Annotated in this window: 17 protein-coding genes; 6 read left to right on the forward strand and 11 right to left on the reverse strand. The window is 31.7% G+C overall.

Features of this window, described 5'->3' with window-relative positions; translation table 11 throughout:
- Positions 1–8 precede the first annotated feature (8 nt).
- From DKT72_RS00945 to DKT72_RS00970, 6 genes are all read right to left on the reverse strand, one after another.
- Entirely contained in the window at positions 9–1,310 is a 1,302-nt protein-coding gene (locus DKT72_RS00945) for a PorP/SprF family type IX secretion system membrane protein (protein WP_111306841.1), read from the reverse strand.
- A gap of 251 nt (positions 1,311–1,561) precedes the next feature.
- Complete coding sequence (locus DKT72_RS00950) at positions 1,562–2,050, reverse strand: DUF192 domain-containing protein (RefSeq protein WP_111306842.1); 489 nt, start codon at positions 2,048–2,050, stop codon at positions 1,562–1,564.
- A gap of 2 nt (positions 2,051–2,052) precedes the next feature.
- The gene (gene lgt, locus DKT72_RS00955; RefSeq protein WP_111306843.1) at positions 2,053–2,982 is read right to left on the reverse strand and encodes a prolipoprotein diacylglyceryl transferase; all 930 of its coding nucleotides are present in this window, start codon (positions 2,980–2,982) and stop codon (positions 2,053–2,055) included.
- Positions 2,983–2,988: 6 nt separating this feature from the next.
- On the reverse strand, positions 2,989–4,113 hold the full coding sequence (locus tag DKT72_RS00960; RefSeq protein WP_111306844.1) for a peptidylprolyl isomerase: 1,125 nt from the start codon (positions 4,111–4,113) through the stop codon (positions 2,989–2,991).
- Between the two features lie 3 nt (positions 4,114–4,116).
- Positions 4,117–4,662 carry a gliding motility-associated peptidyl-prolyl isomerase GldI gene (gldI, locus tag DKT72_RS00965; RefSeq protein ID WP_111306845.1) on the reverse strand — a complete coding sequence of 182 codons (546 nt, stop codon included), beginning with the start codon at positions 4,660–4,662 and terminating at the stop codon, positions 4,117–4,119.
- Entirely contained in the window at positions 4,655–5,674 is a 1,020-nt protein-coding gene (locus tag DKT72_RS00970) for a DHH family phosphoesterase (protein ID WP_111306846.1), read from the reverse strand. Before DKT72_RS00970 ends, gldI begins: the two co-directional genes overlap by 8 nt.
- Positions 5,675–5,854: 180 nt before the next feature.
- On the opposite strand from DKT72_RS00970, the gene DKT72_RS00975 reads away from it, so the two are divergent.
- Entirely contained in the window at positions 5,855–6,274 is a 420-nt protein-coding gene (locus tag DKT72_RS00975; RefSeq protein WP_111306847.1) for a nucleoside-diphosphate kinase, read from the forward strand.
- Between the two features lie 94 nt (positions 6,275–6,368).
- Here DKT72_RS00975 and DKT72_RS00980 read toward each other — a convergent pair whose 3' ends face one another.
- The 5 genes from DKT72_RS00980 to recF form a co-directional block, all read right to left on the reverse strand.
- Positions 6,369–6,560: a cold-shock protein gene (locus DKT72_RS00980; RefSeq protein ID WP_111306848.1), complete on the reverse strand. Its 192-nt coding sequence runs from the start codon at positions 6,558–6,560 to the stop codon at positions 6,369–6,371.
- A gap of 116 nt (positions 6,561–6,676) precedes the next feature.
- The gene (locus DKT72_RS00985) at positions 6,677–6,868 is read right to left on the reverse strand and encodes a cold-shock protein (RefSeq protein WP_111306849.1); all 192 of its coding nucleotides are present in this window, start codon (positions 6,866–6,868) and stop codon (positions 6,677–6,679) included.
- 100 nt (positions 6,869–6,968) lie between these two features.
- A complete protein-coding gene (locus DKT72_RS00990) occupies positions 6,969–7,265 on the reverse strand; it encodes a DciA family protein (protein WP_111306850.1) in 297 nt (98 codons plus the stop codon).
- 31 nt (positions 7,266–7,296) lie between these two features.
- Positions 7,297–7,977 carry a 2'-5' RNA ligase family protein gene (locus tag DKT72_RS00995; protein WP_111306851.1) on the reverse strand — a complete coding sequence of 227 codons (681 nt, stop codon included), beginning with the start codon at positions 7,975–7,977 and terminating at the stop codon, positions 7,297–7,299.
- Between the two features lie 14 nt (positions 7,978–7,991).
- Positions 7,992–9,071 (reverse strand): DNA replication/repair protein RecF, encoded by a 1,080-nt coding sequence (gene recF / locus DKT72_RS01000; RefSeq protein ID WP_111306852.1) that lies wholly within the window; start codon positions 9,069–9,071, stop codon positions 7,992–7,994.
- 133 nt (positions 9,072–9,204) lie between these two features.
- On the opposite strand from recF, the gene DKT72_RS01005 reads away from it, so the two are divergent.
- The 5 genes from DKT72_RS01005 to mutL all read left to right on the forward strand — a co-directional run bounded on the left by DKT72_RS01005 (position 9,205) and on the right by mutL (position 13,170).
- Positions 9,205–9,975 carry a tetratricopeptide repeat protein gene (locus DKT72_RS01005; RefSeq protein WP_111306853.1) on the forward strand — a complete coding sequence of 257 codons (771 nt, stop codon included), beginning with the start codon at positions 9,205–9,207 and terminating at the stop codon, positions 9,973–9,975.
- A 1-nt stretch (position 9,976) separates the two neighbouring features.
- Positions 9,977–10,462, forward strand: coding sequence for a 6,7-dimethyl-8-ribityllumazine synthase (gene ribH, locus DKT72_RS01010; protein WP_111306854.1), 486 nt, complete (start codon positions 9,977–9,979; stop codon positions 10,460–10,462).
- Between the two features lie 308 nt (positions 10,463–10,770).
- On the forward strand, positions 10,771–11,007 hold the full coding sequence (locus tag DKT72_RS01015; RefSeq protein WP_111306855.1) for a hypothetical protein: 237 nt from the start codon (positions 10,771–10,773) through the stop codon (positions 11,005–11,007).
- A gap of 18 nt (positions 11,008–11,025) precedes the next feature.
- Positions 11,026–11,313 (forward strand): riboflavin synthase subunit beta, encoded by a 288-nt coding sequence (locus DKT72_RS01020; RefSeq protein WP_111306856.1) that lies wholly within the window; start codon positions 11,026–11,028, stop codon positions 11,311–11,313.
- Between the two features lie 3 nt (positions 11,314–11,316).
- On the forward strand, positions 11,317–13,170 hold the full coding sequence (gene mutL / locus DKT72_RS01025) for a DNA mismatch repair endonuclease MutL (protein WP_111306857.1): 1,854 nt from the start codon (positions 11,317–11,319) through the stop codon (positions 13,168–13,170).
- Positions 13,171–13,173 lie beyond the last annotated feature (3 nt).

Raw genomic sequence — 13,173 nt, forward strand, 5'->3', positions numbered from 1 at the left:
TAAAGCTATTATTCAATAGAAAGTACCCATGTTTTTTCTAGGCCTTTTTGCTTCTGGATTTCTTTAATTCTCTCTAATGCAACGTTTCTATCTGTATATCTATCAACATATACATAATTGAAATCATCTGTGGCATTCTTTTTACCAATTCTGGCATAATAGCCTTTACGTTTTAGCCTTTCAACTTCTTTGGTTGCATTTTCTAATACTTTAAAACTACCCAATACAATATAATTTCCTGGTTTTAAATGATTGTCTAAGGTGTCTTCTGGATCATCTTGACTCATTGGTTTGATAAGGTCTGTCTTAGCAACGACTACACTGTCATCATGTAATTCTTCTTTAATGTCTTCAACTTTTTCTTCATCCAAATGATTTTCTGTTACTACAGGTTCAACGGCTTCGGTTTTCTTCTTTTTAATACTTTGAATTTTGGTGTTTTTTTTCTTCACATTCGCTAACCATTCAGGGGCATCAGTTTCTTTAGAGCCTAAATTAACTGAAAGGCCTAATGCATGTACATCATTAAAATTTTGTGCACCCATCGACTTTTCAAAAGAATAACTTAATTTAATTCTTTTGAATATTCTGGCACTTAATTCCGGATTTATGGAATAATCATTTTTATATGAAATAGCCATCTCAACCTTACCTTTATAGTTAAACATAGCAATACCTTCAACAAAAGATAAATCGTCATAGGAATTATATCTTACTGTAGGTGTTAATCGAAGATTATCTGAAAGGGTTATATGATAAGATGCATAGATGGAATAGCCATCTGTTGTTGTGGGGATTTGCGTGTTATTGTTTATTAATGACTCGTTTTGAAGCTGGTAGCGATTCAAAAATCCTCCAATAGTAAGGTTGAAATTGGTGTAATGCCCAGCTAAACGATATGATGTCGTAATGTTATTTTCTATTGCAGAGCCAACTTGATTAGACTTGTCAGGACCTATAGAAAAACCTAGGTTAAAAAAATGAAACTCGCTTCCTAATCCCAATCGTACGCGGCTAGAAAAAAGAATATGGGAATAACGATAAGAATCAAAGCTATGTCTAGAATAATCTACACCAAACGCAATATTATCAAAAAAGGATAATTGAGCCGCTAAGTATTGGGAGGTTTGAGCGATATCTGAATCTGATACTTGTAGTAATCCGGTCATATTATATTCGCCATTACTTGATATGTAAGAGGGGTCTTCAAGAAAACGGTATAACTGATTTTGCCCAGGAAAAACAATACGTTGACCGAACATAGATAGCGTAAATAATATAAATACTGTTGTGCTAATGACTATTTTCATAGGTTGTTGCTTCTATTGCTTTTTTAATATGTTATGATAATTAATAATCAGCTTATAATAAGTACTTTATGTGATATTCAAAACTAATAAGTTTTACATGAATAACGATTAAATGCGTATATATTCGATAAAATGTTTTAAAAATTAACATTTATAACCTTGATTCTAATTATATATGGAAAAAATACAGGTATTTAAGTGAATGCAAGTGTTTTAAACTAAAGTCTTTGTATTAAAGCGATAGGGTCATCTTATTTATAGAAAATACTATCACCTTCCTTAAGTTGCCAAGTATCTACCAACCCAGCATTAACTTCTAAAACATATTTAGCAGGAACATTTGATGGTAAAGAGGTTTCATCAAAAGGCTTTGCATTTTTTTGATAGCTCACAATTTTCTTGTCGGCATCTAAATAGATAATATCTAAAGGAATTTGTGTGTTTTTCATATAGAAATAGCGCTCAGTAACATCATCAAAAACAAATAACATACCTTGATTTGTTTTCATGGAGTTTCTGTACATTAACCCCGTTTGAATATCGTAATCTGTATCGGCGATTTCAATGTCGAGTTTAATTTTAGTGGAATCTGTAGTAATTTTGAATATCGTAAGTTCGCCTTCCTTATTGAAAGTAACTTCTGTTTGCTTAACAGATTTTTTCTCTTCTTTGCAAGATGACGTGCTTAGGAATAGCACTCCCAAGCCTAAATAAATAACAATATATTTTTTTAACCACATATCTATGCTACTGGAACTTTTGGTTTATAAACAAACATGAAATAAAGACCAATTATAATGAAAGGGATGCTTAACCATTGGCCGGTGTTCAATCCAAACCAATTGATATATTCATCACCTTGAGGTTCTTTAACAAACTCTACAAAGAAGCGAATGGTCCAAAGTAAAATTAAAAATAAACCAAATAAAAATCCAGTTTGGTCTCTTTTTGAGGTTTTGGAGTATACAAACCATAATATTAAAAACACAAAAATATAGCAGAATGATTCATATAATTGAGCGGGATGTCTATATGGAACGGCCTCTAACAAACTAGCAAATTGTGGGTTTTCCGTAATGGCATTATAAGCTTTTTGGATGTCATTGATTCCTGTTAATTTAACGATTTCGTATTTATTATAATAATCTTGAATAAAACGAACACCGAGGTCTGAATCAGTTACTTTACCTATGATCTCAGAATTAATAAAATTTCCGATTCTAATAAAAACAGCACCAGATGCCACCGAAATGACAACTCTGTCTAATATCCAAAGCAAGGATTTGTATTTATATTTTCTTCGGTATAAATACATGCCAATAATAATGCCTATAGCAGCACCATGGCTTGCTAGTCCTTGAAAACCAGTAAATTCAATACCGTTTTTGAAACTGAATGGCAAGAAAATACTAAAAAAATCTTCTGAAATAAGTTCTGATTGGTAAAACAACACATGGCCTAAACGCGCCCCAATCATAGTTGCTAAAACAGTGTATATAAAAAGCGGGTCTAAATAGTCTAAGTTTATATTTTCTTTGGTGAAAATACGCTTCATAATGTACCAACCTAAAATGAAAGCGACAACCCACATAAGGCTGTAAAAGTGTAGATTAAAGTTGCCTACAATGTTAATAGACGATATCGGATTCCAATCAAATTTTAATAAATACATAGATTCTTATTTCAAAATTTCTAAAATTTCAACTTCAAAAATAATATTGGTTTTTGGAGGAACATCTCTATTTCCACTGTCACCATAAGCTAAATGATAAGGGATAAACAAAGTCGCTTTGTCACCCACATGTAATTGTTTGATGCCTTCTTTTAATCCTGGAATCAGTTTCGCATCCGGACCAATTTCAGCAATAATAGGTTTGTAACCATTGGCTGCTTTTTGACGTTGGTTAACCGCATCAAGTGCTTCTGCGGTTTCTATTTTACTAGTTCCAAGAAGTTTGCCATCTTCAAAATAAACACTATAATTCATTAAAATTTTATCAGTGTCCTTGAATGCTTCTTCAGTACCTTTTTCTGTTATGATATACTGTAAGCCAGAAGGTAAAATTATCGCTTTTTCTTTTTGTTTTTGAAATTTATCGTTTGTGGCTTTTAAAATCAGCTTCTCTTTTTCAGCTTTCTCTTTAGCTAAACGTTCAATTTCAGCAAAATGGTTTTTAAAAATTTTTGGAGCATCAAAAGATTTAGCGTCTTTACCTTTTCTTATAATATTCAATTCTTTTAGAACAACATCGTCTAAAGGTTTATCGTTAGCATCTGTCTTCACATTTGAAATAGAATCTAAAACATCTAAACCTAAAAGAAGTTCCCCAAATACAGTATGCACATTATCTAAATACGGCGTGGCATTTTCGGTTATAAAAAATTGACTGCCATTACTGTTAATACCTGAATTGGCCATAGATAACATTCCCGGTTTATTGTGTTTTAAATCTGCATAAAATTCATCATTAAACCTATAGCCAGGATTACCCAATCCAGTACCTAGGGGATCACCACCTTGAATCATGAAATTATTCTTAATACGATGGAAAATAGTACCATTATAGAATTTTTTATCTTTATACTCTTTATCAACCATGGTGTTAGTTCCTTCGGCAAGGGATACAAAATTGGCCACGGTTATGGGAGTTTTATCATAAAACAATTTAGCAACCATGGTGCCTTTTGTAGTCACAAACTCAGCATAAATACCATCTTCTAAATCAGGATACTGAGCTTTACACGATGAAAAACTCAGGATAAATATTAAAGATAAACTGATAACCTGTTTAAAGACTTTCATAAATTAATGGGATTGATTTTCACTAATTGAATGAACAGTAACTTTGCATATTAAAGGGATATTGGTTCCAATTTTATTTTCATCACCATAATAGCCATAGGCTTTTTGAGATGGAAACAGAAAGGTAACGGTTTCTCCTGTTTTCATAAGTTTTAACCCTTCCCTAAGTCCGGTAAATAATTCTTCACGGTCCATGGCATAGGTCTTCTTTTTAATATCATCTTTGGAATAGATTACAGAACCATTTAAGGTTTTAACATCGTAATCATATTTAATAATATCACCAAACTCTGGTGTTTTTAGCGAATCAATATCAACTTTCGTATTGTAATAGTACCAAAAACCACTTTTAGAAGCAATGTAATCTTTCTTTTCTTTTGCCATTAATTTTTTAATGGTGGCTTGTTCTTTAGCGTTTAACTTTTTATTTCTTTCCACAGAAGCATCAATAAACGAGCCTGTTTTTACAGAAACAGGTCTTCTGGCTTCTGGTGTTTTACAGCTAATAATAGCCAAAAACAGTAGGGTTAGGGTTAGAAATTTATTCATTATTTAGGGCTTTATTATAATCAGGCAATATACTAATAAATTTTCCAACAGTATCTTTTAAAGATAAATGGCTTTTGCCACCCGCTGCATTTGTATGACCGCCTCCTTCAAAATGAGATCTGGAAAACTCATTAACAGAAAAATGTCCTTTAGAGCGTAATGATATTTTGATAATACCTTCTTGCTTGTCTTCTATAAAAATAGCGGCTAGTACAATGTTTTTCAATGACAGGCCGTAATTAACAATCCCTTCAGTATCTCCTTTTTTATAATTATATGTATTCAATTCTTCTTGAGATAAGGTGATATAAGCTGTTCGGGATTCTGGTATTGTCTTTAAATTACTAAGTGCACAACCCAAAAGCTGAAGTTTTTCATAAGTATTGGTGTCATAAACATCGTTATGAATTTGCGAATTGTTGGCACCCTTATCAATGAGGTTGGCCACTATGCGATGGGTATTACTTGTTGTACAGGAAAACCTAAATGAGCCAGTATCTGTCATAATACCAACATATAAACAGGTAGCAATATCTGTATCAACCTTGTGGATATCTCCCAACATATCTATAAAATGATATACCATTTCACAAGTAGAACTCATGCTAACATCGGAAAACATATAAGCAGCATAGTCATCTGGTGCTTGATGATGGTCTATCATGATTTTAATGGCTTTACTTTCGCCCAAAACAGTTTCCATATTACCGGCTCTATGCAGTGCATTAAAATCTAAAGTAAAAATAATGTCGGCATTTTGTATTAAAACATTGGATTCTTTAGTTTGATAATCGTGTTTTAAAACAGTATTTTCACTTGGTAGCCATTTTAAAAAATCCGGATAATCGTTAGGTGTAATGACAGTAACTTTATGATTGAATTTTTTAAGATAATTATATAAACCAAGTGTAGAACCCACGGCATCACCATCTGGGTTTTTATGTGGAACAATAACAATTTTTTTTGGAGAGCCTAATAATTGTTTAATATCGTTAATGTCTTGCTGTGTCATAGGAAGCGAATATACAATTTTTTTAAAATTGGAAAGGCTTGTTTTATTAAGAAATATGTTACTTTTGCACCAAAATTAAAAGAAGTTTGTGAGTCTGTTTTCTGAAAATTTATTTTTGTTATCTCATGAAAACGTATTTATCAAATTATTAAAAAAACGGAATAAATTTAAAATAAAAAAATGGCAACAAATAGAACATTTACTATGCTAAAGCCAGATGCTGTTGAAAAAGGGCATATTGGTGCGATACTTGAAAAAATTTCAGCTTCTGGATTTAAAATTGTAGCAATGAAATTAACACGAATGACAAAGGCCGATGCAGAAACTTTTTATGGAATTCATAAAGATCGCCCGTTTTTTGGTGAATTGGTTGAGTATATGACTCGTGGCCCTATTGTAGCTGCTATTTTAGAAAAAGACAATGCTGTTGAAGACTTTAGAACCTTGATTGGTGCTACAAATCCTGCGGATGCTGCCGAGGGTACTATACGTAAAATGTATGCGGCTTCTTTAGGTGAAAATGCAGTGCATGGTAGTGATAGTGATGATAATGCTGCTATTGAAGGGGCTTTTCATTTTTCAGGTAGAGAGATGTTTTAAAAACATTTATAGAATTATTTATATTAAAAAGCCTGCTAAATTTAGCAGGCTTTTAAATTTCTCAAAAGTTAAAATAATAGATAATAGATATATATTAGATGACTTTTACGTTTACTGCGTTTAAACCTTTTCTACCTTCCTGTAAATCAAATTCAACGGTATCGCCTTCGCGAATCTCGTCAACTAATCCAGAAATGTGAACAAAATGCTCTTTTTTCGAACCTTCTTCAACAATGAATCCAAAACCTTTAGAATCATTAAAGAATTTTACTGTTCCTTTACTCATATTAAAAATATTATATTTGTTATTGTAACAAATATAATAGAAAAAGTTATTGAACCAACAAAAAAGCCTATCAATTAATTGACAGGCTTTTACATTGTAAATTGTTAAAGTATATATTAGATTACTTTTACGTTTACTGCATTTAGACCTTTTTTACCTTCTTGTAAATCGAATTCTACTGCATCACCCTCACGAATTTCATCTACTAATCCAGAAATGTGTACAAAATGTTCTTTGTTGTTGCCATCTTCAGTGATGAATCCAAAACCTTTAGAATCGTTGAAGAATTTTACGGTACCTTTACTCATTGTTATAAATATAAAAAATTAAGTGCCAAAGATAGTATTATAATTGGGAATAACTAGTGATTTTTTGTTTTATATTTTTTATTTAATTTATTGATTTTCATTATCGTAGCACTAATTTTTTAATTATGGGCTTTCCAAGCTCTTCATTTAGCATGCTAATAATTTTTTCTTTACCGTAGCTTAGTTCTTCACGAAGTACGCTGGAACTCAATTGTATATAAAGAATGTCGCGTTCTAATTGTACAGAGGTTGTGTAGTTATTAACCCCATTACCCATTAAGTTCGCCCAAGCATCTGCAACGTTTACTTTATTTAAACCCGTTTCTAATTTGTTGGTTTCAACAAATTCTTTGAGTGCATCTGCAATGCTAATATGTTCGTTATTGCGTTTTGCCATTGTTTTTATTTAGAATCTAACAAACTATAGTTTAGATATTGAATTCATGTAATTTCTTTACAAGTTTCTCTTTTTGATACCAATCATTATAAACCAATTCTAACTCATTTACTTCAAAAGAACCAAACTCATAATTTTTGTAGGCTTCAATTGCGTTTAAAAAGTCTGATTTATTCTTTAATTTTTCCTGAAATCTAATAACTGTAGTATGCGCCGTTTGTATGGAATACCGCTTGTCTATACTTTGTTGTAAGTTACTGTTTTTAAAGTTCTTTCTTAAATTATTTCTAATAATATTTAAAGACTCGTTATTCATAAAGCCTTGAATCATGATGCAAGAGGTTGATGCCGTAATACCTTTAAAATCAATGTTAATTTTAGGGTTTTTAGTTAAGCTCTTTGATATTACATCAATGTATTCTGAAATATTTATACGCTCTAACTCAAATCCATCATAGCACGAAATGATAGACATTACGGTAATATGGATATCTGAATTTTGATAATAATATTGTTTCGGGTCTATAGATTTAAATTCATTTAAAAATTTTTGAATGTTATTTTTAATGTCATCTGGTGGTCTTATAAGGAGGGTTATTCCAAATCTGTTATCTGAAGACGAGTTAATTAGAGGGTCAATCTCATAATCATCATTCCTGATTTTTCTAATGGAATCGGTATACAGTATATTGTAATGTGTTTTTAAATCCATTCAATTATTAATGATTACAATTTAAACATTTCATAAGATTGATGCACTTGTTTTATAACCTGTTCTGTGCGTTCGGCATGGGTGTCGCTAATAAAAAGCTGACCAAAATGCTCATCGTTGACTAACTTAATGATTTGTGAGACACGATTTTCATCTAATTTATCAAAAATATCATCTAATAATAGAATAGGATTGACACCACTTTGAGCTTTTATAAAATCGAATTGTGCCAGTTTTAAAGCAATTAAAAACGATTTTTGCTGTCCTTGGCTTCCGAATTTTTTAATGGGATGTTCCTCAATGTTAAAACTTAAATCGTCTTTATGAATGCCTACATTGGTATATTGTAGGGCTTTATCTTTATGAATGTTCTTTTGTAAAAGAACGTTTAGGTTGTTTTCAAACAAATCGCTTTCATAAGTTAATTCTACCACTTCATTCTCGTTACTTATTACTTTATAGCGTGCTTTAAAAACGGGGATAAATGCCTTTAAAAAAGCATCACGCTTTTCAAAAATCCGAGTGCCATACTCGGTTAATTGTGTGTTATATACAGCAATCGTGTCGGCATTAAAGGTATGGTTTAAAGCAAAATACTTTAATAAAGCATTGCGTTGAGCCAATACTTTAGTGTATTTAATTAAGTCTGTTAAATAAGCTTTATCGCTTTGTGAAATCACGCTATCAATAAATTTTCGACGAGTTTCACTACCTTCAATAATAAGGTCTCTATCGGCTGGCGAAATAATAACTAAGGGCAGCAAACCAATATGGTCGCTAAATTTCTCATATATTTTTCCGTTGCGCTTTATTACTTTTTTTTGTCCACGTTTTAAACTAACAACGACTTTTTCTGTAGTATCATTTTTATGATAATCTCCATTTATTACAAAAAAATCTTCGTCGTGTTTAATATTTTGAGTGGCTACAGGATTAAAATAGCTTTTTCCGAAGGATAAATGATAAATAGCATCTAAAACATTGGTTTTCCCTATCCCATTATTACCTACAATACAGTTTATTTTGTCATTAAAGACAAATGATTTGCTATCAAAATTTTTATAATTAAGAAGTGAAAGCGATTTTAAAATCATATAAATAACAACTTATAGGGTGTTTGGAGTGCAAACTCGTAAAAAGAACTGCAAATTATTGAAAAATATCAAATAAATACCCTTTTAGTTATGAAGAAAAATTATATTTTTGCGGCGCATTAAAATACAATACATGGCAACTTATAGTAAAAAAGGAAATAAACCAAGAACAAAGGAAGAGATAGAACACAATATTGAAGAGGGTTCTACAACAGCAGAGGTTTTTAATACACTTGATCAATCGGCTTCAAGAACAGAAGCATTTGTTGAAAAAAACCAAAAATTCATTTTTATTATAATTGGTCTTGTTGCAGCAATTGTATTGGGATATCTAGGATATAAAGAATATATCGCTAAACCAAAACAAGTAGAAGCCATGAATGAAATGTTTCAAGCCCAAAAATATTTTAATGAAGCAATAAATGGTGTAGAAAAAGATTCTTTATTCAATTTGGCATTAAATGGGGGTGAAGGTAAATATGGTTTCCTAGATATTATAAAAGAATACAATGGTACTCCAGCAGCCAATTTAGCTAATTATTGTGCAGGAACAGCTTATTTAAGATTGAAAGATTATAAAAAAGCAGTAGAGCATTTAAGTGATTTTAAAAGTGATGATGAAATATTGGCACCGTTAGCAAAAGGAAATATTGGTGATGCCTTTGTACAATTAAATCAGCCAGAAGATGCTTTGGATTATTACGAGCAGGCAGCCAATATGAGAACAAATGGGTACACAGCACCTATGTATTTATACAAAGCAGGTACCATTGCTTTAGAACTTGGAAAAGCTGATAAAGCATTAAGTCATTTTCAAAAAATTAAAGATGAATTTCCTAATTCTACAGAAGCAGCTACTATTGATGTGTTTATAGGAAAAGCACAAGTGTTGGCAAACAAATAATATGGCAACAGCTAATAAAAACTTATCCGATTACGATAAATCAACAATCCCAAATGCGAAAGGTTTTCGGTTTGGGATTGTTGTTTCAGAATGGAATGACTCCATTACCGAAGGATTATTTCAAGGGGCATATAATGCCTTAATTGAAAACGGTGTTTTACAAAACAATATTATAAAATGGGATGTTCCTGGTAGTTTTGAACTTATTTATGGTTGTAAAAAGATGCAGGAACAAAAAGTAGATGCTGTCATTGCCATAGGTAGTGTTATTCAAGGCGAAACCAAGCATTTCGATTTTGTATGTGAAGGCGTTACCCAAGGCATAAAAGATTTAAATATATTACACGATACGCCCGTTATTTTTTGTGTACTTACAGATAATACGCTGCAACAAGCCATAGACCGTTCTGGTGGTAAACATGGCAATAAAGGTACAGAAGCTGCCATTGCTGCTATAAAAATGGCTTTTCTAAGCAAGAATAGTTAGAGACATAAGTTGCTTAGTTTCTAAGAGGCAAATAATCGAAGTGACTAAGCTTAAAAAGTTTCTGAGATACAAAGTGAAAATAATTTGAAGGCTTAAAGTAACAATTATTAAACGTCTCTAAGCTTTTTTTACTTTTCAGAATTTTACTTTATAACTTTTAAATTGTGCCGTTCTTTAACCCTGTACTTGGCAACTCTGTAACTTTGACACTAAATAGCTTTAAAACAACTGTTAACAATTTTTAGCAATTCCTTTCTTAGTTTCTACCTATTTTTAAGTATTTTTGATGAGTTAGCAATCCAATTATTTTGTTTAATCAGCGTAAGAATAAATCGTTCAATTATAAACCTAGATTTTCTAGAGAAACAGATTCAGATGCCAATCTGGAGGACACTTCTAAATCAAGAGATTTTATTTCTAAATGGAAGCATGATAGCCATTTGAATAAACGTAAAGTAAAAGCAGGCATGTCAATGCGAATACTCATATTGATTTTGGTATTATTATTGATTTGTATGTATGTATTGGAAAAAAAATACATGTAACTTAAAAACTAAGTAATTATGGGACTTTTGAAATTACGTAAAAACAAAAAATTCAGTTATACACCTCGTTATTTTGATGATAAAGGAGAAGGCAATCCTTTTGAGATTAAACATAAATTTGACGATTTTAGAAAAACGGTAGGAAGTAATAACGGACTGAAAACCAAATTTAATAATGCAATAGATGATTTTAAAACAAACCCAGATAAAGACGCTAATAGACGTATATTGATTATTGCAGCCATTCTGCTTCTTATATGTCTTTTTATCATTGGGTTCGATTTATCTATTTTCTTTTCAAAGTAATACATGGCAGACATTATACAGCTTTTGCCAGATCATGTGGCTAACCAAATTGCTGCTGGAGAGGTTGTACAACGTCCAGCTTCTGTTGTTAAGGAGCTTTTGGAAAACGCTATTGATGCTGAGGCTACTCTTATTAAACTTATAATAAAAGATTCAGGAAAAACCCTTGTTCAAGTCATTGATAATGGAAAGGGGATGAGTACTACCGATGCCCGACTGAGTTTTGAGCGTCATGCGACTTCTAAAATCCGTACAGCAGACGATTTATTTCAGCTTCATACTAAAGGATTTCGTGGAGAAGCATTGGCAAGTATTGCTGCTATTGCCCACGTAGAATTAAAAACCAAACAAGAAAATGATGAGGTTGGTAATGTTATTATTATAGAGGGAAGTACTATGGTGTCCCAAGATGTGGTGGTTACTCCAAAAGGGACCTCCATTGCGGTGAAAAATTTATTTTTTAATATTCCAGCTCGACGTAATTTTTTAAAATCAAATACCGTAGAATTGCGTCATGTTATGGATGAATTTCATCGGGTGGCGTTGGCGCATCCCAATATTTCATTTTCATTTTATAATAATGGAAGCGATGTTTTTAATCTTCCACCAGGTAATTACAGGCAGCGTATTGTTAATATATTCGGTAATAAAACCAATGAAAAATTGGTGCCTGTTGAAGAAAACACCGAGGTTTTAAAAATATCAGGCTTTGTAGGCAAACCCGAATTTTCTAAGAAAACCAGAGGTGAACAATACTTTTTTGTGAATGATAGATTTATAAAAAGTGGTTATTTAAATCATGCTATTTCCTCTGCATTTGATGGCTTATTAAAAAACGGAGTACATCCTAGTTATTTTTTATATTTAACCGTAAATCCGCAAACAATAGATATCAATATTCATCCTACTAAAACAGAAATTAAATTTGATGATGAGCATACATTGTACGCCTTGTTACGATCGGCGGTAAAACATAGTTTAGGTCAGTTTAATATCGCTCCAGTACTTGATTTTGAACATGATCCTAATTTAGATACACCATATAGTTATAAAAACATACATGCCAATACACCTGTTATTGAGGTGGATAGAAGTTTTAATCCATTTAAAGAAAGTGGTAATTCTAGCAGACAACACACTACAACTTTTAAAAACGAAACGTCGAATCATTGGGATAGTTTGTATGTGGGATTGGAATCTAAAGGAAACAGTTTTAAACAAGAATTTAGTGAAGTTCATTTTGAAAGCGAAGAATCGAGCGAATCTATTTTTGATAATGATACACAAGTAGAACAGGCTCAGACAACCTATCAGCTTCATAATAAATACATCGTGAGCACCATTAAATCTGGAATGCTTATTTTAGATCAGTATCGAGCACATCAGCGTATTTTATATGAAGATTTTCTCAAGTGTATGACTATAAAAGAAGGGATGAGTCAGCAGTTATTGTTTCCGTTAGAACTTCATTTTTCAACAAAAGATATAGAGATTATTAAACAGTTAAAAGACGATTTGGAACATGCCGGTTTTGTATTTTCAAATATTCATAACGAAGGTGTTGAAATCATAGGCTTGCCTGTAAATATTCCAGAGAAAGAAGTTATTAGTATTTTAGAGTATTTAATAAGTGATGTGGAAAATGAAGTGCCAGATAGTAATTTTAGTGCCACCGATTTATTGGCAAAATCCATGGCGAAAAGTTTAGCTATCAAACGCGGACAATCCCTTAAAAAAGATGAACAAGAGCATTTGGTAAACAGCTTATTTGCATGTAAAGAGCCTAATGTATCACCCAATAATAAAGCAACGTTTATTACCATGAGCGTTGATGAATTGGATAAAAAATTTATATAGATT

The organism is Confluentibacter sediminis (assembly GCF_003258355.1).
Classification (GTDB): domain Bacteria; phylum Bacteroidota; class Bacteroidia; order Flavobacteriales; family Flavobacteriaceae; genus Confluentibacter; species Confluentibacter sediminis.